Raw genomic sequence first — 20456 nt, 5'->3', positions numbered from 1 at the left:
CTTAAGTGAGCCTTAATGCCGGCGCCCGCAAAGAGGCGCGACGGTCCCGAGCGGGCTTGTCCTACGCCTTTGCCCCTTCGAGGATGACGCTGGAAGCCTGTCCAGACCACGCCAGTAGGTTCCACAGGCGAGTGCGACGGGTAAAATGAAAAGAGTTACCGGTCAGTTACCGAATCCACCGAATCCGTTCAACCTTCCTGGGGATATTTTTTATGGCACTCGTTTCCATGCGCGAGTTGCTGGACCATGCAGCCCTCAATGGCTATGGCATTCCAGCTTTCAACGTCAACAACCTTGAGCAGGTCCAGGCTGTCATGGAAGCGGCCAGGGAAACCGGCGCTCCCGTGATCCTGCAGGCCAGCGCCGGCGCGCGCAAATACGCTGGCGAGGCTTTCATCAAGCACCTCATCCAGGCGGCCATCGAAATGTATCCACAGATCCCGCTGGTCATGCACCAGGACCACGGCCAGAACCCGGACGTCTGCCAGGGTGCGATCAACCTCGGGTTTTCATCCGTGATGATGGACGGCTCGCTGGAGGCCGACGGCAAGACGATTGCCAGCTATGAATACAACGTCGAGGTCACCAAAAAGGTGGCGCAACTCGCGCACAAGGTGGGCGTGACGGTCGAAGGCGAGCTTGGCTGCCTCGGCTCCCTGGAAACCATGAAGGGCGACAAGGAAGACGGCCACGGCACCGACGCAACCATGACGCGCGAGCAGTTGCTGACCGACCCGGAGCAGGCGGCCGATTTTGTCAAGCAGACGCAGATCGACGCGCTGGCAATCGCCATCGGCACCAGCCACGGCGCCTACAAGTTCACGCGCAAGCCCACCGGTGACATCCTGGCGATCGACCGCATCAAGGACATCCACAAACGCATCCCCAGCACCCATCTGGTGATGCACGGCTCGTCCAGCGTGCCGCAGGACCTGCTGGCCGTCATTCGCCAGTACGGTGGCAACATGAAGGAAACCTACGGTGTGCCCGTGGAAGAAATCCAGGAAGCCATCAAACACGGCGTGCGCAAGATCAACATCGACACCGACATCCGTCTGGCGATGACCGCAGCGGTGCGCAAGTTTCTGGCCGAGAACCCTGAAAAATTCGACGCCCGCGAATGGCTCAAGCCCGCGCGCGAAGCCGCCAAGGCGATCTGCAAGCAGCGTTACATCGAGTTCGGCTGCGAAGGCCAGGGCGCGAAAATCAAGGGGGACACGCTGCAGCTGGTGGCTGCCCGCTACGCCAGGGGCGAGCTGGCCCAGGTGGTGCGTTAACCTGGAAATCCTCGCCGTGTCGAACTGGCGATAATTCAGAGCTCGCTGCTAGCAGCGGGCTTTTTTACTTTTGGCAAGCATCCCCATGACCTCCGCTCTCCACACTTCGGCCCTGACCTCCCTGCCCCTGCTCGCTCGCGGCAAGGTGCGCGACAACTACGCTGTCGGCAAAGACCGGCTGCTGATGGTCGCCAGCGACCGGCTCAGCGCCTTCGACGTCATCATGGGCGAGCCGATTCCGGGCAAAGGCGTGCTTCTCACCCAGATGGCCCTGTTCTGGTTCGGCAGGCTTGGCCATATCTGTCCGAACCACCTGACCGGCGACGCGCCCGAAAGCGTGGTGACCCCGGCCGAGTTGCCGCAGGTTGCGGGCCGCTCCATGCTGGTCAAGCGCCTGAAGCCGATTCCGGTCGAGGCCGTGGTACGCGGCTACCTGGCCGGCAGCGGCTGGAAGGAATACCAGGACAGCCAGTCGGTGTGCGGTGTGCCGCTGCCGCCTGGCCTGAAAAACGCCAGCAAGCTGCCAGAACCGGTTTTCACACCGGCGGCCAAGGCGGCGGTGGGCGAGCATGACGAAAACATCAGCTACGGGCAGGTGGTCAAGGCCGTCGGCCCTGAACTGGCCGCGCAGATCCGCGACCTCAGCCTGCGCATCTACAAGGAGGCGGCGGCCTTTGCCCTGACCAAGGGCATCATCATTGCCGATACCAAGTTCGAGTTCGGTCTTGACGAAAACGGCACGCTGACCCTGATGGACGAAGTGCTGACGCCCGACTCCTCGCGCTACTGGCCGATTGAAGGTTACGAGCAGGCCTTTGCCACAGGCGCCAATCCGCCAAGCTACGACAAGCAGTTCGTGCGCGACTGGCTGGAGCAGGCGCTGGTCAACGGCAAGCCCTGGGACAAGACGCCGCCCGCGCCGCGCGTGCCGCAGGATGTGGTCGAAAAAACTGCGGCCAAGTACCAGGAAGCGCTGACGCGATTGACGGCCTGAGCCGACTGGCCCGCGCCTTGGTCTAAAATACGTTCAACCCAAGGAGCGTTGCAGCGAAACCTTCGTTTCGTCAGGCTTGGGTGACAGCAGTGCCCCCGCGGCCTGCCTTTGCAACGGCGCTCACCTTTGATGCAAGAGGTGAGTGAATGTCCGAAATCCTGGTTCCCCCCATGAAACTGTCCGGCCTGGAGCCGGTCGCCATAGGCGCGGGCAGCCTGTTCGTCAACATTGGTGAACGAACCAATGTCACGGGCTCCAAGGCCTTTGCGCGCATGATCCTCAACGGAGATTTCGAAGCCGCGCTCGTCGTGGCGCGCCAGCAGGTCGAAAACGGCGCGCAGATCATCGACATCAACATGGATGAGGCCATGCTCGACAGCCAGGCCGCCATGGTGCGGTTCCTGAATCTGATTGCCAGCGAACCCGACATCGCACGGGTGCCCATCATGATCGACAGCTCCAAGTGGAGCGTGATCGAAGCCGGCCTGCGCTGCATCCAGGGCAAGGGCATCGTCAACTCGATCTCGATGAAGGAGGGACTGGAGCCCTTCAAGCACCAGGCCAAACTGCTCAAGCGTTATGGCGCCGCCGCCGTGGTCATGGCTTTCGACGAACAGGGTCAGGCCGACACCTATGAGCGCAAGATCGAAATCTGCGAGCGGGCTTACCGCGTGCTGGTGGACGAGCTGGACTTCCCGCCTGAAGACATCATCTTCGACCCCAACATCTTCGCGATCGCCACCGGCATCGAGGAGCACAACAACTACGCGGTGGATTTCATCAACGCCACGCGCTGGATCAAACAGAACCTGCCCGGCGCGAAGGTGTCCGGCGGCGTGTCCAACGTGTCCTTCAGCTTTCGCGGCAACGACCCGGTACGCGAAGCCATCCACACCGTGTTTCTGTACCACGCGATCCAGGCCGGCATGGACATGGGCATCGTCAACGCCGGCATGGTCGGCGTCTACGACGACCTCGAGCCGACGCTGCGTGAACGCGTTGAAGACGTGGTTCTCAATCGCAGCCCGGTCTACAAGCCGGGCGAGCCAGAAGTGTCACCGAGTGAGCGCCTGATTGAAGTGGCCGAAACCGCGAAAAGCGGCGCCAAGGACGACAGCAAGAAAAACGAATGGCGCGCCTTGCCTGTACGCCAGCGCCTGTCGCACGCGCTGGTGCACGGCATGAACGAACACATCGTGACGGATACCGAAGAGGTCTGGCAGGCGATCAAGGCTGAGGGCGGGCGTCCGTTGCATGTGATCGAGGGCCCGCTGATGGACGGCATGAACGTGGTCGGTGACCTGTTCGGCCAGGGCAAGATGTTTTTGCCGCAGGTGGTGAAAAGCGCGCGTGTGATGAAGCAGGCCGTGGCCCATCTGCTGCCTTATATCGAAGCGGAAAAGCTCCTGTTGGAGGCCGCCGGCGGCGACGTCAAGACCAAGGGCAAGATCATCATCGCCACTGTCAAGGGCGATGTGCACGACATCGGCAAGAACATCGTCACCGTCGTGCTTCAGTGCAACAACTTCGACGTGGTCAACATGGGTGTGATGGTGCCTTGCCACGAGATCCTGGCGCGCGCCAAGGTCGAGGGTGCAGACATTGTGGGCCTGTCGGGCCTGATCACGCCCAGCCTGGAAGAAATGCAGTACGTGGCCGGTGAGATGCAGAAGGACGACCACTTCCGCATCAGGAAAATCCCGCTGATGATTGGCGGCGCCACCACCAGCCGGGTGCATACGGCAGTGAAAATTTCGCCCCATTACGAAGGCCCGGTGGTGTATGTGCCCGACGCGTCGCGCAGTGTCAGCGTGGCGCAAAGCCTGCTCTCCGACCAGGCGGCCAAATACATCGCCGAGCTCAATGCCGACTATGACAAGGTGCGCACCCAGCACGCCAACAAGAAGCAGACACCGATGTGGCCGCTGGCCAAGGCCCGCGCCAATGCAACGCCGATTGACTGGGCCCACTACACGCCGCCCACACCGAAATTCATTGGCCGTCGCGTCTTCAAGAATTTCGATCTGGCCGAACTGGCTAACTACATCGACTGGGGCCCTTTCTTCCAGACCTGGGACCTGGCAGGCCCTTTTCCGGCCATCCTGAAAGACGAGGTAGTGGGCACCGAGGCCGTGCGTGTGTATGCCGATGCGCAACGCATGCTCAAGCGCCTGATCGAGGGCCGCTGGCTCACGGCCAGCGGTGTCATCGGCTTGTATCCGGCGAACAGCGTCGGCGACGACATCGAGATCTACACGGATGAGACGCGCAGCGAGGTGGCCATGACCTGGTACGGCCTGCGCCAGCAGGCCGAGAAAACCGCGCTCGACGGCGTGATGCGGCCCAGCCGCTGCCTGGCCGATTTTGTGGCGCCGAAAGTGCTGTCGGCGGAAACCAAGGCCGTGCGCGCCGGACACGCAGGCGCCGAGGGCCACAACACCTTCATGCTGCCTGACTACATCGGCCTGTTTGCCGTGACGGCTGGCCTGGGCGCCGAGAAGAAGGAAAAGTACTTCAACGATGACCACGACGACTACTCCTCCATCATGCTCAAGTCGCTGGCCGACCGGCTGGCCGAGGCTTTTGCCGAGGCCCTGCACAAACGGGTGCGCGAGGATTTGTGGGGTTACGCCGCCGCCGAAACGCTGAGCGCCGAGGAGATGATTGCCGAGAAGTACCAGGGCATACGCCCGGCGCCCGGCTACCCGGCCTGTCCGGACCACAGCGTCAAGAAGGACATGTTCGAGCTGCTGCAGGCGGGCGACATCGGCATGGCGCTGACCGAGAGCATGGCCATGACGCCGGCCGCCAGCGTCAGCGGCTTTTACCTGAGCCACCCACAAAGCGTGTACTTCAGTGTCGGCAAGATCGGCGACGACCAGCTGCAGGATCTGGCGAAGCGTCGTGGCGAAAAGGCCGAAGACCTGCAGCGGCTGCTGGCCCCGAACCTTTGAACGGCTGGGAGGCGCTCCCCTCAAGCAGGGGCCGCGGACCAGCTTTGCCGGGCCGCAGGCGCAGCGGCCCCTCAAGGGCAGGACGCTACACGCAGTGAGCGACCGTGGTTCTTAATTTGGTTTGAGCGCCCGCCGGTACTGCACCGCCTCGGCCACATGCGTGATCTGCACGGCCTGCGCACCGGCGAGGTCGGCAATCGTGCGTGCCACTTTCAGGCAGCGGTGAATGCTGCGGCCCGACCAGCCCAGGCGGGTCGCCGCCGTGTTCAGGAATTTTGCTGCGGCATCGTCGAGCCGGCATTGCGCATCAATGGCTTTGCCCTGCAAGGTCTGGTTGCTGCTGCCCTGGCGCGCCGTCGCGCGTTCCCGCGCCGCAACCACCCGTTGCCGGATGCTGGCCGTGCTTTCGCCGGGTGCGGCGCCCAGCAATTCCTCGGCGGCCAGTGCTCCCACTTCCACATGCAGGTCAATCCGGTCCAGCAGCGGGCCGCTGAGTTTGCCCTGGTAGCGCGAAACCTGGTCCGGCGAGCAGCGGCAGGCGCGCAGGCTGGAGCCCAGGTAGCCGCAGGGGCAGGGGTTCATGGCGGCAATCAGCTGGAAACGCGCCGGGAACTCGGCGCGTTGGGCGGCCCGCGAGATCGTGATGGTGCCCGACTCCAGTGGCTCGCGCAGGGCTTCCAGAGCGGCTCGGGGAAACTCCGGGAGCTCGTCGAGGAACAAAACGCCGTGGTGCGCCAGTGAAATTTCACCGGGTCGCGGCGGCGAGCCGCCACCGACCAGGGCCACAGCGCTGGCGGTGTGATGCGGCGCGGCGGTGGGCCGGACCGCCCAGTTGTCCAGCGAGAAGCGGCCACCCAGCGAGGCGACGGCCGCGCTTTCGAGCGCCTCGGCTGTGCTCATGGCCGGCAGCAGGCCGGCAAAACGCTGGGCCAACATGGACTTGCCCGAACCCGGCGCGCCCACCATCAGCAGGCTGTGGCCGCCAGCGGCGGCAATCTCAAGTGCGCGCTTGGCCGCCGCCTGGCCCTTGACGTCGGACAGGTCCGGGTAGGGGGTGGCGTCCCGCGGGGCGCTGGGCTGGAGCCGGACCCAGCCGCCCGTGTCCTCAGGAACCATGTCGCCCGGCAGAAACTGCCTGACCACGTCGAGCAGGTGGTGCGCCCGGTAGACCTCGGCATCCGGCACCAGCGCGGCCTCCTCGGCGCTGCCGGCCGGCAGCACCAGCCGGGGTCGGGACTGGCTGTCGTCCCGTCCCGGCAGGGCCAGGCTCATGGCCAGGGCGCCGCGTATGGGGCGCAATTCCCCGCCCAGCGACAACTCACCGGCGAACTCGTAGCCAGCGAGTTTGGCGGTGTCGATCTGGCCGCTGGCCGCCAGAATGCCCAGTGCAATTGGCAAATCGAAGCGACCGGAGTCCTTGGGCAGGTCGGCTGGGGCCAGGTTCACAGTGATGCGTTTGTTGCCGGGAAACTCCAGGCCGGTGTTCTGGATGGCAGACCTCACCCGCTCACGGGCTTCCTTGACCTCAGTTTCGGCCAGGCCCACCAGCGTGAAGCTTGGCAAGCCGTTGGCCAGGTGCACTTCGACGCAGACCGGGTGCGCCTGCATGCCCAACAAGGCACGGCTCTGCACTAAAGATAAGCTCATTTGTCGATTTCTCCCTCATGCACCAAAAGCGATCAGACATCAACGCACTTATTAGGTGCGCATCTTGTATTTGTGCCAGTTCAAGTCAACGCGTCAGTCCTTGCTGACGCCGACGAAGGCGCTTGCGGACTACAAAATTTGGCACGCTCCATGCTAAGTGTTCAACGCGTCACATTCCCTTCTTTAACTATCCATGGAGCTCTCGATGAAATCAGCCGCCAAAAAATCAATGCTGGTGATGGTACTTGCCCTTGCTGGTTCGGCCTATGCCCAGACCGCAGCCCCTGCGCCGGAGTCCACCCTGTCCTACAACATCGGTGCCACCACCGATTACCGCTACCGCGGGATTTCCCAGACCGGCAAGAAGCCGGCGATCAATGGCGGCATCGACTACTCGCACACCAGCGGCTTTTACCTGGGTACCTGGGCTTCGAGCATCAAGTGGATCAAGGATTCGCCAACCCCCCCCGCGACGGCCAAGGGTCCGGTTGAAATCGATTTCTACGGCGGCTACAAGGGCTCCCTCGCCGAAGGTGTGGGCTACGACGTTGGCGGTTTGTACTACTGGTATGCCGGCAACAACCTGAAAAAGGTCGCCGGGTTTGTCAACCCCAACACCTTCGAGCTGTACGGCGCCCTCACCTTCGGCATCGTCACGGCCAAATACTCGCACGCCACGACCAACCTGTTTGGCACGGCCAACAGCAAGAACAGCGGCTACCTCGACCTCAGCGCCAACTTTGACCTGGGCTCCGGCTGGTCCATCGTGCCGCACGTCGGTGCGCAGAAAATCAAGAATGGCAACTCCTACACGGACTACTCGGTCGCCGTCAACAAGGACATCGACGGCCTGGTGGTGAGCCTGGCAGTGGTCGGCACCAACGGCCTGGGCGGTCCCTACACCCTGCCTGGCTCGGGCACCCGTGACCTTGCCAAGGATGGCCTGGTCCTGTCCGTCAAGAAAAGTTTCTGAAATAACACAGCCTAGAAGCTGAGGCAAAGGAGAACTCATGAAACTCGTAACGGCCATTATCAAACCGTTCAAGCTGGACGAAGTGCGCGAGGCGCTGTCCGGTATTGGTGTGCAGGGCATCACCGTCACCGAAGTCAAGGGCTTCGGCCGCCAGAAAGGCCACACGGAGCTGTACCGCGGCGCCGAATACGTGGTGGACTTCCTGCCCAAGGTCAAGATCGAGGCCGCGGTGTCCGACGAGCTGGTGGACCGCGTCATCGAAGCGGTCGAGGGCGCAGCCCGCACCGGCAAGATCGGCGACGGCAAGGTCTTCGTCTACAACCTCGAGCAGGTGGTGCGTATCCGCACCGGCGAAACCGGCAAGGAAGCGCTCTAAGCCTCAACCCCAAAAAAGAGAAATAGACATGAAAAAACTACTTGCCTCCCTGGCTCTGGGACTGAGCCTGCTGACTTCCGGTGCTGCCGTGCTGGCACAGGCACCGGCGGCTGCCCCTGCGGCGTCCGAAGCCGCTGCCCCGGCGGCCGCTCCCGCTGCTGCACCCGCCGAGATGGCTGCACCGGCAGCTGCGGCACCGGCCGCGCCGGCTGCACCGGCGGCGCCTGTTGCCGTGCCCAACAAGGGCGATACCGCCTGGATGATGGTCTCGACCATGCTGGTGATCCTGATGACCATCCCCGGCCTGGCGCTGTTCTACGGCGGCCTGGTCCGCAGCAAGAACATGCTGTCGGTGCTGATGCAGGTCATGGTCACCTTCTCGATGATCGTGGTGCTGTGGTTCATCTACGGCTACAGCCTGGCTTTCACCGAGGGCAATGCCTTCTTCGGGGGCTTTGACCGGCTGTTCATGAAGGGTGTCTGGGACAACGCCGCCGGCACGTTTGCCAACGCGGCAACCTTCAGCAAAGGCGTTGTGATTCCCGAAATCATCTTCGCAGCCTTCCAGGCCACCTTCGCCGGCATCACCTGCGCACTGATCGTCGGCGCCTTTGCCGAACGCATGAAGTTCTCTGCCGTGCTGATGTTCATGGTCATCTGGTTCACCTTCAGCTACGCACCGATGGCCCACATGGTCTGGTTCTGGATGGGCCCCGATGCCTACACCGCCAAGGAAGTCGTTGACGAGATGACCGCCAAAGCCGGCTACATCTGGCAGTCGGGTGCGCTTGATTTCGCCGGCGGTACCGTCGTGCACATCAACGCCGCCGTCGCCGGCCTGGTCGGCGCCTACATGGTGGGCAAACGTATCGGGTACGGCAAGGAAGCCATGGCGCCTCACAGCCTGACACTGACCATGGTGGGTTCGGCCCTGCTGTGGGTGGGCTGGTTCGGTTTCAACGCCGGTTCCGCCCTGGAAGCCAACGGCTTCGCCGCCCTGGCCTTCATCAACACCCTGGGTGCCACGGCAGCCGCGGTGCTGGCCTGGTGTGTCGGTGAAGCGCTGATGCGCGGCAAGGCTTCGATGCTGGGTGCAGCTTCCGGTGCCGTCGCGGGTCTGGTGGCAATCACGCCGGCAGCCGGTAACGTCGGCATCGGTGGCGGCCTGATCATCGGCCTGATCGCTGGTTTCGCCTGCCTCTGGGGTGTCAATGGCCTGAAGAAAATGCTGGGTGCGGACGACTCGCTCGACGTGTTCGGCGTGCACGGTATCGGCGGTATCCTGGGCGCGCTGCTGACCGGCGTGTTCAACTCGCCAAGCCTGGGTGGCCCCGGCTACGTGGCCGACTGGGTCACGGCCACCATGGTGACGGCGGCGGATTACTCCATCGTGGCGCAGGTCTGGATCCAGCTCAAGGCCGTGTTGATCACGGTGGTCTGGTCCGGTGTGGTTTCCTTCATCGCCTACAAGGTGGTGGACCTGACCATCGGCCTGCGCGTCAGCGAAGAAGACGAGCGCGAAGGCCTGGACATCACGTCGCACGGCGAAACCGCCTACAGCCGCTGACCGGCAAATACCGTGGCCGCCGCCGGGCGGCCACGGCAGCTGGAACGAATTTTGGATAAATAGCGAGAGTCTCCTTTGGATGTTGAGCCCGCAAGAACTTCGGTTCCGGCGGGCTTTTTTTTGCCCAGGCGGTCTGTCCCCCGGTGCACAATGACAGCAGGAGACTTGCCCATGACCGAGCCCATCACCTTGTCCAGCGCCAGCCTGCGTTGTGACATCAAGCCCGACCTGGGCGGCTGCATCGCCGGCCTGTGGCTGGGCGACCTGCCTGTGCTGCGCTCGACACCTGCCCGAGAGCTGATGTCGGTGCGTCTGGCCGGCAGTTACCCGCTGGTGCCGTTTTCCAACCGGGTCGGGCATGCCACCCTGAAGTGGCAGGGCACCAGCCATCCGCTGGTGCAGAACAACGGGCCTGAACCGCACGCCATCCATGGCCTGGGCTGGCAGCGGCCCTGGCAGGTGCTAGAGCAGGACGAGCAGCTGCTGATGCTCGCTTTCGAACACAGCGCCGACGCCGCCTGGCCGTTTGCCTTTGACGCCTCGCAGACTTTCCGCCTCAGTGGAAACACCCTCGAACTCACGCTGAGCATGACCAACCAGTCGGCCACGCCGGCGCCGGCCGGTCTCGGCTGGCACCCCTACTTCGTCAAGCGCGGCCGCAGCCGCATCACGTTTGAAGCGACCGGGCGCTGGGAGATGAACGAGGAAAAACTGCCGACGCACCGCCAGCCGGCGCACGGACTCGATGTGGACTGCGCCTCACTCGATGTGGACCACTGCTTTGACGGCTGGAACGGCGTGGTGCACCTGCGCGATGAAAAAATGCACACCCGCATCGCATCCAATCTGCGCCGCCTGGTGGTGTTTACCAACCCGAAGCGGGATTTTGTGGCGATCGAGCCGGTCAGCCATGTCAACAATGCGATCAACCTGCTGCAGGCGGGCGCGGGGCCGGCCGATGAGCTGGGCATCCAGGTGCTGGCACCGGGCGAATCAATCAGCGCGCACATGAGCATCCAGGTGGGGTCCGCCCCATGATCTGGACGACCACCGTGGCGCAGCCCAGCGAACTGGGTGAATCGCCGTTCTGGCACCCCGACGAGCAGCAGCTGTACTGGGTCGACATCGCGGAAAAAAAAATCCACCGCTGCAATGTGTTCATGGGCACGGTGGACAGCTGGGCCATGGCCGCCCCTCATGACCTGGAGCCCGGCTGCATCGCTCCGGCGCGCGGCGGCGGGCTCGTGATCGCACTGCGCGACGGCATCTACAGGGCGCAGACCTGGGGCGGCGCGCTGGAGCAACTGGCCCCGGCCGCGCACGACCCGCGAACCACCCGTTTCAACGACGGCAAGTGTGACCCGCTGGGTCGTTTCTGGGCCGGCACCATTTATGAGCCGCGTGATGCGCGCGAGGCGGCGCTGTATTGCCTGGACGGCCGGGCGGGCCGGGCGCCGGCGCTGGTGCGCATGGCCGGCGACGCGACCGTGGGCAACGGCCTGGCCTGGTCGGCCGACAGCCAGACCCTGTACTGGGCCGACACCACCGGCCATCTCATTCGCGCCTGGGACTGGGACGCCGCCGGCAACACCCTGGCCCGGCCGCGTGTGTTCCGGCAGTTCCCGCCCAAGCCGCCCGGCTGGCAGCCCGGCATGCCGGGTTATGGCGGCCGGCCCGACGGCGCAGCGGTGGACAGCCAGGGCAACTACTGGGTGGCCATGTACGAGGGCCAGCGCGTGCTCAAGCTGTCGCCGGAGGGCGCCTTGCTGGCCGACATTCCCACCCCCGTGGTGTGTCCGACCATGGTGTGTTTTGGCGGCGACGACCTGCAGACGCTGTATCTGACCACGGCGCGTCACGGGCGGCCCGCCGCGGAGCTCGAAGCACTTCCGCAGTCCGGCTGCGTGTTTTCGATGCGCGTGGACGTGCCCGGTCTGCCGGTTCATTTTTTTGCGGACCCGGGCTGAACCCCAAAAAAGCGAACAGCCGCCGTTCAAAAATATCAAACCCGGCCGACCGGCGCCCCCTTACCATCAGGACCATGGACTCAGCGCTTCAATTGATCATGGACCGGGTGCGTGCCGCAGCAGCCGGCGGCACGCCGCTGCGCATCCGCGGCGGCGGCAGCAAGGACTTCTACGGCCAGACGCTGCAGGGCGAGGTGCTGGATACCACACCGCTGGCGGGCATCACCAGTTACGAGCCCACCGAACTGGTGGTCACCGTGCGGGCCGGTACACCGCTGGCCGAACTCGAGGCCGTCCTGGCCGAGCGCGGCCAGTGCCTGCCTTTCGAGCCGCCCCGCTTTGGGCTAGGCGCCACCCGGTCTGAGCCCTTGGGCGAAGGCCTCACAGAAAGCGGTTCCACCGCAGGGAGCGCAGCGACCGTAGGCGGCATGGTGGCCGCCGGCCTGAGCGGCCCGGCGCGTGCCAGCGTGGGTGCCGTGCGCGACTATGTGCTGGGCGTCACCCTGCTCAATGGCAAGGGCGAGCTGCTGACCTTTGGCGGCCAGGTCATGAAAAACGTGGCGGGTTACGACATTTCGCGCTTGATGGTGGGCGCTCTGGGGACGCTGGGCCTGCTCACCGAAATCAGCCTGAAGGTGTTGCCGGTGGCCCCGGCTGAAGCCACGCTGAAGTTCGGGATGAGCCAGTCAGAGGCTCTGGCGCAGCTGAACGCGTGGGGCAGGCAGCCCCTGCCGCTCAACGCCAGCTGCTGGGTCGACGACGCCGGAGCGCCCACGCTGTACCTGCGTCTGTGCGGCGCCGTCGCAGCGGTCGAGGCCGCCTGCAAAACACTGGGCGGAGAGCGCCAGGACAATGCCGCGGTGGCGCCCGACTGGCGCTTGTGCCGCGACCAGCAGTTGCCCTGGTTCCTGGCGCGCGGCGAGCGGGACCTGTGGCGCCTGTCGGTGCCGCAGACGGCACTGGTGCTGGACCTGCCCGAGCCGCCGCTGGTCGAATGGCACGGCGCGCAGCGCTGGGTGCGGGCCGCGGCCGGTCAGGCGCAGCGCCTGCGCGATGCCACCTCGGCCGTTGGCGGGACTGCTACGCTTTTTATAGCTGGTGGCGCACGTACTGAAAGGGCTGAAGGCCGATTTGACCTCTTGAAACCGCCGTTGGACCGGATTCACCGGCAGCTCAAGAAAGAGTTCGATCCCGCCGGGATCTTCAACCGCGGCCGCCTTTACCCCGACTTCTGATGTTGACCCCCACGTTCGCGGCTGCGCCGTTTCACTGCCCCCCGAGGGGGCGCAAGTCCCCTCGGGGCGGCCCGTCGGAGACTTGATGCAAACCCACCTCGCCCCCGAATTCAGGAACACCGCCGACGGCCAGGCGGCCGAGGCGATTCTGCGCAAGTGTGTGCACTGCGGTTTTTGCACCGCGACCTGCCCGACCTACCAGCTGCTCGGCGACGAGCTCGACGGCCCGCGCGGGCGTATCTACCTGATCAAGCAGGTGCTCGAAGGCCAGGCGCCGACGCGCAAAACCCAGCTGCACCTGGACCGCTGCCTGACCTGCCGCAATTGCGAGACCACCTGTCCCAGCGGCGTGCAGTACGGCCACCTGATCGACATCGGCCGCAAGCTGGTCGACGAACGGGTGGCGCGACCCGCTTCCGAGAGCGTGGTGCGCTGGGCGCTCAAGGAAGGCTTGCCGTCACCGCTGTTTGCACCGGCCATGAAACTCGGTCAGGCCGTGCGTGGCCTGTTGCCGGCGGGGCTGAAGAACAAGGTGCCTGCGCGCCAGCCAGCGGGCCAGTGGCCGAGGCGCGAACATGCCCGCAAGATGCTGATGCTGGCCGGCTGCGTGCAACCCGCCATGATGCCCAACATCAACAGCGCGACGGCGCGTGTACTCGACGCTGCCGGCATCCAGACCGTGGTGGCGGCCAAGGCCGGCTGCTGTGGCGCGGTGAAGTTTCACCTGAACGACCAGGACGGGGGCAAGGCCGAGATGCGCCGCAACATCGACGCCTGGTGGCCGCATGTGGCGCCGGAGACCGGGACCGGCGTGGAGGCGATTGTCATGAACGCCTCGGGCTGCGGCGTCACCGTCAAGGAGTATGGCTACCACTTGCAGGACGATGCAGCCTATGCGGCCAGGGCAGCGCGTATCAGCGAACTGACGCGCGACCTGAGCGAGCTGCTGCCCGAACTGGTGGAGCCACTGCGCGGCCGGGTGACTGCCAGCGCCGCACCGATCGCGTTTCATCCCCCCTGCACGCTGCAGCACGGCCAGCAGCTGCGCGGCGGTGTGGAACAACACCTGGGCGCCCTGGGTTTCGACGTGAAGGTCGCCCGTTGCGAGGCGCATCTGTGCTGCGGCTCCGCCGGCACCTACTCCGTGCTGAACCCGGAGATTGCCTTCGAGCTGCGCGACCGCAAGCTGGCGAATCTGGGCGAGATGACGCCCGAGGTGATTGTGTCGGCCAACATCGGCTGCATCACGCACCTGCAAAGCGGCACCGCCACGCCGGTCAGACATTGGGTGGAAGTGCTGGACCAGGCGCTGGGCTGACAAGCCTGCTGACACCACGCTGTCAGCAGTCCCCCGCGATCATCAAGGCTTCTTCAACACAACAGGAGTCCTTGATGAAAAACGCCATCAGCTGGTTTGAAATCCCCAGCACCCAACTTGACCGCGCCCAGGCCTTTTACGAAGCCGTGCTGAACTGCGTGTTGCGCCGCGAGCCGATGGGGCCCTCCGAAGGCGCTGTGTTTCCCTACCAGGGTGAAGGCGTCGGCGGCTGCCTCATGGCCGGACCGACAGCATCGGCACCCAGTGCTGGCGGCACGCTGGTCTACCTCGATGCTTCCCCTTCACTGGATGCGGCCTTGGCGCGGGTGACCACGGCTGGCGGCACCATTGCGCTGGGTCGGCAGGCCCTGCCACCCGGTATGGGGTTTTTTGCGCATATCACCGACCTGGATGGCAACCGGGTGGGTTTACACGCTTTGGCGTGAGTTGCCGCCATGCGTAAAAACTGGATCGCCGTGGCCAGCGCCCAGCATGCCCGCCGGGGTTGCGAAGAACCCGGCAGTGGCTACATGCAGGTCTGCCACGGCAAGCTTGCGCCGCTCAGGCGCGTGGCGCCGGGTGACCGTGTGGCGTATTACTCGCCCACCCTCACGTTGGGTGCGAAAGACAACTTCCAGCGCTTTGTGTCCGTTGGTGTCGTCCGGGAGGGGGTCCCTTACGCATTTGACATGGGCGGCGGCTTTGTGCCTTACCGGCGCGATGTCGCGTACCTGCCTGCGCAAGAGGTGTCCATCCTGCCCTTGCTGGGCCAGTTCGAGTTTGTGGAAGACCGCCAGCGCTGGGGCTACAAGTTTCGCTTTGGCCTGTTCGAGGTCAATGACCACGACATGCGTTTGATCGTGCGGGCCATGCGGGCTGATCTTGCTCCTCCGGGTTTTTGACCTGATCTTTCCGGATGCCCGCAGAAAAACCTGCGGGCATCTGCCCCTCAATGGCTGCCCCGGGCCTTAGCCGGCTGTGAGGTAAGGAACCGTTCCCGCGATGTCGGTCGCGTCAATCATGTAAAACTGGCTGCTGCTTCCAGCCTGCCGTGCCTTGACGTAGGGCTGATACTCGGGATCATTGACGAAAGCCTGCAATGCGGTCTTTGAAGGGAACTCCATCACGGCAACGAGGCTGCAGTCCTTGCCCTGACCTTCGACAGTGGTGATGTTGCCGCTGCGTGACAGATACTTGCCACCGTGCCGGGCAACAAATTTGTGGACATTGGCCGCATATGCAGGAACCCACGCATCGTTGGTGATCTTGATTTCCGCGACTAAAAATTGGCTCATACATTTTCCAGAAGTTAGGTTTATTGACGCAAGGGGCGGCCGGATTTGCACACCCGGCGAAAGTATCTGGCGACAACCGGTTTCCATCCAGTCACATATCTGAAGCACCCGGTACAGATTCAGGACTGGACGCTGAACCGGCAAGCCCTTACCTTTTGCGGAAGAAGTGATGAAAGGACGAAGTCGATGACACAAGCCAGCTACAAACAGTTCTGCCCGCTTGCCATGGCCACCGAGGTGCTCTGCACCCGATGGACTCTGGTGTTGATCCGCGAGTTCATTGCCGGCTCCACGCGTTTCAATGACCTCAGGCGCGGCGTTCCGAAAATGTCCCCGACACTTTTGTCGCAGCGGCTGAAAGAGCTGGAAGAAGCCGCGGTGATCGAGCGCAGGCTGGTGCCGTCGGGCAAGGGCGTTTTCGAATACCACCTGACCCAGGCCGGCCGCGAGCTTGGCACAGTGGTGCAGGCCATCGGTTTCTGGGGCCAGAAGTGGGTGAGCGCCGATACTTCCCTGCAACACCTCGACCCCTCGCTGTTGATGTGGGACATGCGGCGCAACCTGAACCCTACGCCGCTGCCCAACAAGCGCACGGTGATCCAGTTTGTGTACTCTGACCTGCCGTCATCCAAAAGCCACTGGTGGCTGGTGGTCGAACCCAAGGGAGAGGTTGACCTGTGCTGGTCTGACCCGGGCTTTGAAATCAATCTGTATGTGACCACCGACCTGCGTACCATGACGTCGATATGGATGGGCCTGACCTCCGTCGACAAGGAGCGCGGCAAGCTCAAGCTGTCCGGCTCCCAGGGCATCATCCAGTCCATGCAGACGTGGCTGGGCCTCAGCCCGTTTGCCACCGTCAAAAAACTGGTTGCCTGAACGAGACTTGTCCCCAAACCTCAAATCGAATGCGCCGCGCTGACCGCTTGTTCCAGATCCTGCAGCTGATCCGCGGGCGCCGCCTCACCACGGCGGTGTTTCTGTCGAAACGCCTGGAAGTGTCGATCCGCACCATCTACCGTGACATTGCCGAACTGCAGCACCAGGGCGTGCCGGTTGAAGGCGAAGCCGGCGTGGGCTACCGGCTGGGCACCGGCTTTGACCTGCCTCCCCTGATGTTCACGCAGGAAGAGGCCAAGGCGCTGGTGGCCGCGGTGCGCCTGGCGCAACAGGGCCTGGACCCGGGGCTGGCCCGCGAGGCCGAAGATGCGCTGGGGAAAATCCTTTCGGTGCTGCCTGCGGCTGCCCGGGTGGCCGCGGAAAGCCTGGCGGTCTACGCGCCCCTGCTGGGTGTGCATGGCGAGAACCAGCAGCGGCTGCAACGCCTGCGTGAGGCGGTGCAAGCGCGGCACAAGGTCTTGCTGCACTACCGCGACCCGCAGGCCAACACCAGCGAGCGAACGGTCCGGCCGCTGGGCTGCTTTTTCTGGGGCAAGGTCTGGACGCTGGGGGCGTGGTGCGAGGCACGGCAGGCTTTTCGCAGCTTTCGTGTGGACCGCATTGAAAAGCTGCAGGTCCTCGACAGCGGCTTTCAGCATGAAGCCGGCAAAACCCTGGCAGATTTTCTGCGCCATGTCGGCGCACCCGCGTTGTAGTCCGGGTTAAAAATGCTACTTATTTGATAGCTATCGGCGACCGTAAATCAAGGGCGGAAGCCTGATTTTGTTATGAATCAGGCGGTCAGCGCCGCTTCCACGTCTTTCGCCAAGTCGGCCGGCTTGTCGGTAGGCGCATACCGCCGGATCACCTGGCCGTCCTTGCCGACCAGGAATTTGGTGAAGTTCCACTTGATGGCTTTGCTGCCCAGCAGTCCCGGCGCTTCGGCCGACAGCCATTTGTAGAGCGGGTGCGCGGCCGGGCCGTTGACGTCGATTTTGCCCATCATCGGGAAACTCACGCCGTAGTTGACCTGGCAGAACTCGGCAATCTCGCCGTCGGCGCCCGGGTCCTGGGATCCGAACTGGTTGCACGGAAAACCCAGCACCACCAGACCTTTGCCGGTGTAGGCCTTGTGCAGCTCTTCAAGACCGCCGAACTGCGGCGTGAAGCCGCACTTGCTGGCCGTGTTCACGATCAGCATGACTTTGCCCTTGAATTGCGAAAGCGCAATGTCCTGGCCGTTGATCTGCCGGGCTTCGAAGTCGTAAATGCTGCTCATGGTGGCTCCTGGTTGGACCTGCCACTGTACTGCAGCAGGGGAGTGCGGTGGTTCTTAAATTCAAGCGGGGGGCCGCGAATCCGGCTTTGCCTGTCCGCAGGCGCAGCGGCTCCTCAGGGGCAAGGACCCGCAAGGAGTGGAGGAGCGTGGGGGGCTCCCAAATTCAAGCAGGGGCCGCGGATCTGGCTTTGCCAGTCCGCATGTGCAGCGGCCCCCTCGGGGGGCAGGGAGTTACGCGCAGCGAACGATCGTGGGGGCTATGTTTTTCCGCTGGGCCGCCCCGAGGAAAAATGCACCCCCTCGGGGGCAGGGAGTTACGCGCAGCGAACGACCGTGGGGGCTATGTTTTTCCGCCGGGCCGCCCCGAGGAAAAATGCACCCCCTCGGGGGGCAGGGAGTTACGCGCAGCGAACGACCGTGGGGGCTCTATTTCCTCGCTGCGAGCAAGGCCGCCAGCACAATCAGGCTGCCGCCCAGCAGGGTGCGCGGGCTGAATTCCGCTGCGCCCAGCGCGGCCGCCGACAGGCTGGCAAACAGGATCTCGGTCAACATCACGAGCGCCGTGGTGCTGGCCGCCAGGCGTGCCGCACCATACTGCAGGGCCATGTTGCTGAGCAGGAAGGCCAGCGCCAGGCCCAGCGCCACACCCGCCCACGAGGTGCTCCAGAGCGGCGCCGGCACGATGTGCCAGGCCAGGCCCAGCAAGGCAGTGGCGGTGGCCATGAGGCCGCCGCCGCCAAACATCGCCATCATGCGGGCTTCGCCGGGCGTGTACGCCAGCTTGCGCAGCAGCACGTTGGTGGCGGCAAAACTGAAGCCGCCCATCAGGGCGAGCCAGTCGGCTGCACTGTACGGGACCGGCCAGGGCGAGCCGGGCGACTTCAGCACGATCAGCACACCTGCCATCGCCAGCACCAGGCGCAACAGTGAAGCGCGGGTGGGCCTTTCCCCCAGCAGGCCCCAGGCCAGCAGCACGGACCACGCCGGCATCAGGTAGAACAGCAACACCACCCGCACCACGTCCCCGACGGTGACCGCCCAGTTGAAGCCGACGTTGGTCAGCCCTGCGGCGACGGCCAGCCACCAGAGCTGCGGGTGCTGCGCGAAGCTGCGCCAGCCGCCGGGTCGCCATGCCCAGATGCAGGCCAGCGAGAAGAAGTAAATCAGCGCCGTGGACCAAAGAGGGTGCAGCCCCTGCGACTGCAGCTCGCGAAACGGCCACCAGGACACGCCCCAGACAAAGGCGTTGAAGACCAGCGCGAATGCGGCCAGTACGGTGCCACGGCGATTCACGGCGTCTGACTCCCGGGCAGCACGGCAAGGCCGCCCGTCCATGTCTGCTGCATCAGTGCGATTTGTCGCTGCGCGCGATGTTCATCAGATGATCGATCTGCTCTTTGTATTTGATGCAGTTGCTTTTGTGCCATCGCTGGATCAGCCACATGAAGCCGGCCACGACCACACCAAAGGCGGTGATCGCGCCGAAGGCCGACAGGCCCATGCCGGTGGACAGGCTGTAGCCGGCCCCCAGCGCCAGAATGCAGGCCTGCTCGTTGAAGTTCTGCACGGCGATGGAGCGGCCGGCGCCCATCAGGTTGTGGCCACGGTGCTGCAGCAGCGCATTCATGGGCACCACCAGAAAGCCTCCCAGGCCGCCGAGCAGAATCAGGAAGGGAGCGGCCACCCAGACGTTGGTGATGAAATTCATCAGGATCACCAGCAGGCCCATCGCAATGCCCAGTGGCATCACCAGGGTCGCGTGTTCCAGCCGCATGCGCATGGACGCCAGGATGGCGCCGGCGGCGGTGCCGATGGCCACCACACCCACCAGGGACGACGCCTGCGTGGTGCTGTAGCCCAGGGCCGCCGCGCTCCAGGCCAGCACGATGTAGCGCAGGTTGCCCGACACGCCCCAGAACAGCGTGGTGGTCGCCAGCGAGATCTGACCGAGCTTGTCGCGCCACAGCGCCGAGTTGCAGTTCCAGAAGTCGGGCAGCAGCTCGAGCTTGTTACGCGGCATCGGACGCATTTCGACCCCGGTTAGCGGAATCCGCGTGTTGAACCAGGCGGCGATCGCATACAGGACAATCAGCGCGCAGATGGCCGCTTCGGGCGGGGTGTCAATGCCGGTGTTGATGACGGGGAGGTCGAATGACAGCAGCAGGTGCGACACCGAATGGCCGACCAGCTGGCCGCCGAGCAGCACACCCAGGATGATGGAGGCAATCGTCAGGCCTTCGATCCAGCCGTTGGCCTTGACCAGCTGCGAGGCCGGCAGCAACTCGGTGAGGATGCCGTATTTGGCCGGGGAGTAGGCGGCAGCGCCCAGGCCGACAATCGCATAGGCCATCAACGGGTGCGTGCCGAACAGCATCATCAGGCAGCCCACCACCTTGATGGCATTGCTGATGAACATGACCTTGCCCTTGGGCTGCGCATCGGCAAAAGCGCCGACAAAGGGCGCCAGCACCACGTAAAACAGCGCAAACATCGGCACCAGGGCGGCCGGTTGCCATTTGGGCGCTCCACTCGTTCTGAGCAGCTCCACGGCGGCGACGAACAGCGCGTTATCAGCCAGCGAGCTGAAAAACTGGGCTGCCATGATGGTGTAAAAACCGCGCTTCAGCTTCATTGAACGGTGTTGGGCACTGTGGCGAATGCATCAGGCAGTCTGATGCCGCGCGATATATGTGAA

The 20456-nt window shown here is 64.1% G+C and carries 19 protein-coding genes and 1 riboswitch; of the genes, 14 read left to right on the top strand and 5 right to left on the bottom strand.

Translation table 11 applies throughout. The features are described from left to right. Window positions 1-212: 212 nt before the first annotated feature. The 3 genes from fba to metH all read left to right on the top strand — a co-directional run bounded on the left by fba (window position 213) and on the right by metH (window position 5225). A complete protein-coding gene (fba, locus tag PSV26_RS22265) occupies window positions 213-1277 on the top strand; it encodes a class II fructose-bisphosphate aldolase (RefSeq protein ID WP_300512041.1) in 1065 nt (354 codons plus the stop codon). 85 nt (window positions 1278-1362) lie between these two features. Further along, entirely contained in the window at window positions 1363-2271 is a 909-nt protein-coding gene (locus tag PSV26_RS22260) for a phosphoribosylaminoimidazolesuccinocarboxamide synthase (RefSeq protein ID WP_300574222.1), read from the top strand. 34 nt (window positions 2272-2305) lie between these two features. Then, window positions 2306-2400: riboswitch (S-adenosyl-L-homocysteine riboswitch) on the top strand. A 17-nt stretch (window positions 2401-2417) separates the two neighbouring features. Continuing rightward, window positions 2418-5225, top strand: coding sequence for a methionine synthase (metH, locus tag PSV26_RS22255; RefSeq protein WP_300574220.1), 2808 nt, complete (start codon window positions 2418-2420; stop codon window positions 5223-5225). 111 nt (window positions 5226-5336) lie between these two features. On the opposite strand, the gene PSV26_RS22250 is transcribed toward metH, so the two are convergent. Then, the gene (locus PSV26_RS22250; protein ID WP_300574218.1) at window positions 5337-6872 is read right to left on the bottom strand and encodes a YifB family Mg chelatase-like AAA ATPase; all 1536 of its coding nucleotides are present in this window, start codon (window positions 6870-6872) and stop codon (window positions 5337-5339) included. Window positions 6873-7077: 205 nt separating this feature from the next. On the opposite strand from PSV26_RS22250, the gene PSV26_RS22245 reads away from it, so the two are divergent. From PSV26_RS22245 to PSV26_RS22205, 9 genes are all read left to right on the top strand, one after another. Then, window positions 7078-7845, top strand: a complete 768-nt coding sequence (locus PSV26_RS22245) for a TorF family putative porin (RefSeq protein ID WP_300512045.1) — start codon at window positions 7078-7080, stop codon at window positions 7843-7845. 37 nt (window positions 7846-7882) lie between these two features. After that, window positions 7883-8221, top strand: a complete 339-nt coding sequence (gene glnK, locus PSV26_RS22240; RefSeq protein ID WP_077591625.1) for a P-II family nitrogen regulator — start codon at window positions 7883-7885, stop codon at window positions 8219-8221. A gap of 28 nt (window positions 8222-8249) precedes the next feature. Then, the gene (gene amt / locus PSV26_RS22235; protein ID WP_300512047.1) at window positions 8250-9788 is read left to right on the top strand and encodes an ammonium transporter; all 1539 of its coding nucleotides are present in this window, start codon (window positions 8250-8252) and stop codon (window positions 9786-9788) included. Between the two features lie 171 nt (window positions 9789-9959). Beyond that, entirely contained in the window at window positions 9960-10826 is an 867-nt protein-coding gene (locus tag PSV26_RS22230; RefSeq protein ID WP_300574216.1) for an aldose 1-epimerase, read from the top strand. Beyond that, complete coding sequence (locus PSV26_RS22225; RefSeq protein WP_300574214.1) at window positions 10823-11755, top strand: SMP-30/gluconolactonase/LRE family protein; 933 nt, start codon at window positions 10823-10825, stop codon at window positions 11753-11755. The genes PSV26_RS22230 and PSV26_RS22225 overlap by 4 nt, the downstream gene beginning before the upstream one ends. 74 nt (window positions 11756-11829) lie before the next feature. Beyond that, entirely contained in the window at window positions 11830-12990 is a 1161-nt protein-coding gene (gene glcE / locus PSV26_RS22220; RefSeq protein ID WP_300574212.1) for a glycolate oxidase subunit GlcE, read from the top strand. 85 nt (window positions 12991-13075) lie between these two features. Beyond that, window positions 13076-14308: a glycolate oxidase subunit GlcF gene (glcF, locus tag PSV26_RS22215; RefSeq protein WP_300574210.1), complete on the top strand. Its 1233-nt coding sequence runs from the start codon at window positions 13076-13078 to the stop codon at window positions 14306-14308. A gap of 74 nt (window positions 14309-14382) precedes the next feature. Beyond that, window positions 14383-14754, top strand: a complete 372-nt coding sequence (locus tag PSV26_RS22210; protein WP_300574209.1) for a VOC family protein — start codon at window positions 14383-14385, stop codon at window positions 14752-14754. A 9-nt stretch (window positions 14755-14763) separates the two neighbouring features. Next, complete coding sequence (locus tag PSV26_RS22205; protein WP_300512054.1) at window positions 14764-15210, top strand: EVE domain-containing protein; 447 nt, start codon at window positions 14764-14766, stop codon at window positions 15208-15210. A 66-nt stretch (window positions 15211-15276) separates the two neighbouring features. On the opposite strand, the gene PSV26_RS22200 is transcribed toward PSV26_RS22205, so the two are convergent. Then, entirely contained in the window at window positions 15277-15603 is a 327-nt protein-coding gene (locus PSV26_RS22200) for a DUF1330 domain-containing protein (RefSeq protein WP_300512055.1), read from the bottom strand. 186 nt (window positions 15604-15789) lie between these two features. On the opposite strand from PSV26_RS22200, the gene PSV26_RS22195 reads away from it, so the two are divergent. Both PSV26_RS22195 and PSV26_RS22190 read left to right on the top strand, forming a co-directional pair. Continuing rightward, on the top strand, window positions 15790-16482 hold the full coding sequence (locus tag PSV26_RS22195; RefSeq protein WP_300512056.1) for a helix-turn-helix domain-containing protein: 693 nt from the start codon (window positions 15790-15792) through the stop codon (window positions 16480-16482). 29 nt (window positions 16483-16511) lie between these two features. Further along, window positions 16512-17198 (top strand): YafY family protein, encoded by a 687-nt coding sequence (locus tag PSV26_RS22190; RefSeq protein ID WP_300512057.1) that lies wholly within the window; start codon window positions 16512-16514, stop codon window positions 17196-17198. A gap of 77 nt (window positions 17199-17275) precedes the next feature. Here the strand turns inward: PSV26_RS22190 and PSV26_RS22185 are convergent, their stop codons facing one another. The 3 genes from PSV26_RS22185 to lplT all read right to left on the bottom strand — a co-directional run bounded on the left by PSV26_RS22185 (window position 17276) and on the right by lplT (window position 20387). Beyond that, window positions 17276-17761 carry a glutathione peroxidase gene (locus PSV26_RS22185; protein WP_300512059.1) on the bottom strand — a complete coding sequence of 162 codons (486 nt, stop codon included), beginning with the start codon at window positions 17759-17761 and terminating at the stop codon, window positions 17276-17278. A gap of 426 nt (window positions 17762-18187) precedes the next feature. Beyond that, complete coding sequence (locus tag PSV26_RS22180; protein WP_300574207.1) at window positions 18188-19054, bottom strand: DMT family transporter; 867 nt, start codon at window positions 19052-19054, stop codon at window positions 18188-18190. A gap of 52 nt (window positions 19055-19106) precedes the next feature. Continuing rightward, window positions 19107-20387: a lysophospholipid transporter LplT gene (gene lplT, locus PSV26_RS22175; RefSeq protein WP_300512169.1), complete on the bottom strand. Its 1281-nt coding sequence runs from the start codon at window positions 20385-20387 to the stop codon at window positions 19107-19109. Window positions 20388-20456: the final 69 nt, after the last annotated feature.

It is taken from the genome of Polaromonas sp. (assembly GCF_029945685.1).
In the GTDB taxonomy this organism is placed as follows: domain Bacteria; phylum Pseudomonadota; class Gammaproteobacteria; order Burkholderiales; family Burkholderiaceae_C; genus Polaromonas.
The sequence above is the reverse complement of the archived record's forward strand: the minus strand, read 5'-3'. Positions and strand labels throughout refer to the sequence as shown.

Bases quoted from the DNA above. Each gene is read 5' to 3' on its own strand.
- fba (WP_300512041.1), top strand. From the start codon at position 213: ATGGCACTCGTTTCCATGCGCGAGTTGCTGGACCATGCAGCCCTCAAT.
- PSV26_RS22260 (WP_300574222.1), top strand. From the start codon at position 1,363: ATGACCTCCGCTCTCCACACTTCGGCCCTGACCTCCCTGCCCCTGCTC.
- metH (WP_300574220.1), top strand. From the start codon at position 2,418: ATGTCCGAAATCCTGGTTCCCCCCATGAAACTGTCCGGCCTGGAGCCG.
- PSV26_RS22250 (WP_300574218.1), bottom strand. From the start codon at position 6,872: ATGAGCTTATCTTTAGTGCAGAGCCGTGCCTTGTTGGGCATGCAGGCG.
- PSV26_RS22245 (WP_300512045.1), top strand. From the start codon at position 7,078: ATGAAATCAGCCGCCAAAAAATCAATGCTGGTGATGGTACTTGCCCTT.
- glnK (WP_077591625.1), top strand. From the start codon at position 7,883: ATGAAACTCGTAACGGCCATTATCAAACCGTTCAAGCTGGACGAAGTG.
- amt (WP_300512047.1), top strand. From the start codon at position 8,250: ATGAAAAAACTACTTGCCTCCCTGGCTCTGGGACTGAGCCTGCTGACT.
- PSV26_RS22230 (WP_300574216.1), top strand. From the start codon at position 9,960: ATGACCGAGCCCATCACCTTGTCCAGCGCCAGCCTGCGTTGTGACATC.
- PSV26_RS22225 (WP_300574214.1), top strand. From the start codon at position 10,823: ATGATCTGGACGACCACCGTGGCGCAGCCCAGCGAACTGGGTGAATCG.
- glcE (WP_300574212.1), top strand. From the start codon at position 11,830: ATGGACTCAGCGCTTCAATTGATCATGGACCGGGTGCGTGCCGCAGCA.
- glcF (WP_300574210.1), top strand. From the start codon at position 13,076: ATGCAAACCCACCTCGCCCCCGAATTCAGGAACACCGCCGACGGCCAG.
- PSV26_RS22210 (WP_300574209.1), top strand. From the start codon at position 14,383: ATGAAAAACGCCATCAGCTGGTTTGAAATCCCCAGCACCCAACTTGAC.
- PSV26_RS22205 (WP_300512054.1), top strand. From the start codon at position 14,764: ATGCGTAAAAACTGGATCGCCGTGGCCAGCGCCCAGCATGCCCGCCGG.
- PSV26_RS22200 (WP_300512055.1), bottom strand. From the start codon at position 15,603: ATGAGCCAATTTTTAGTCGCGGAAATCAAGATCACCAACGATGCGTGG.
- PSV26_RS22195 (WP_300512056.1), top strand. From the start codon at position 15,790: ATGACACAAGCCAGCTACAAACAGTTCTGCCCGCTTGCCATGGCCACC.
- PSV26_RS22190 (WP_300512057.1), top strand. From the start codon at position 16,512: ATGCGCCGCGCTGACCGCTTGTTCCAGATCCTGCAGCTGATCCGCGGG.
- PSV26_RS22185 (WP_300512059.1), bottom strand. From the start codon at position 17,761: ATGAGCAGCATTTACGACTTCGAAGCCCGGCAGATCAACGGCCAGGAC.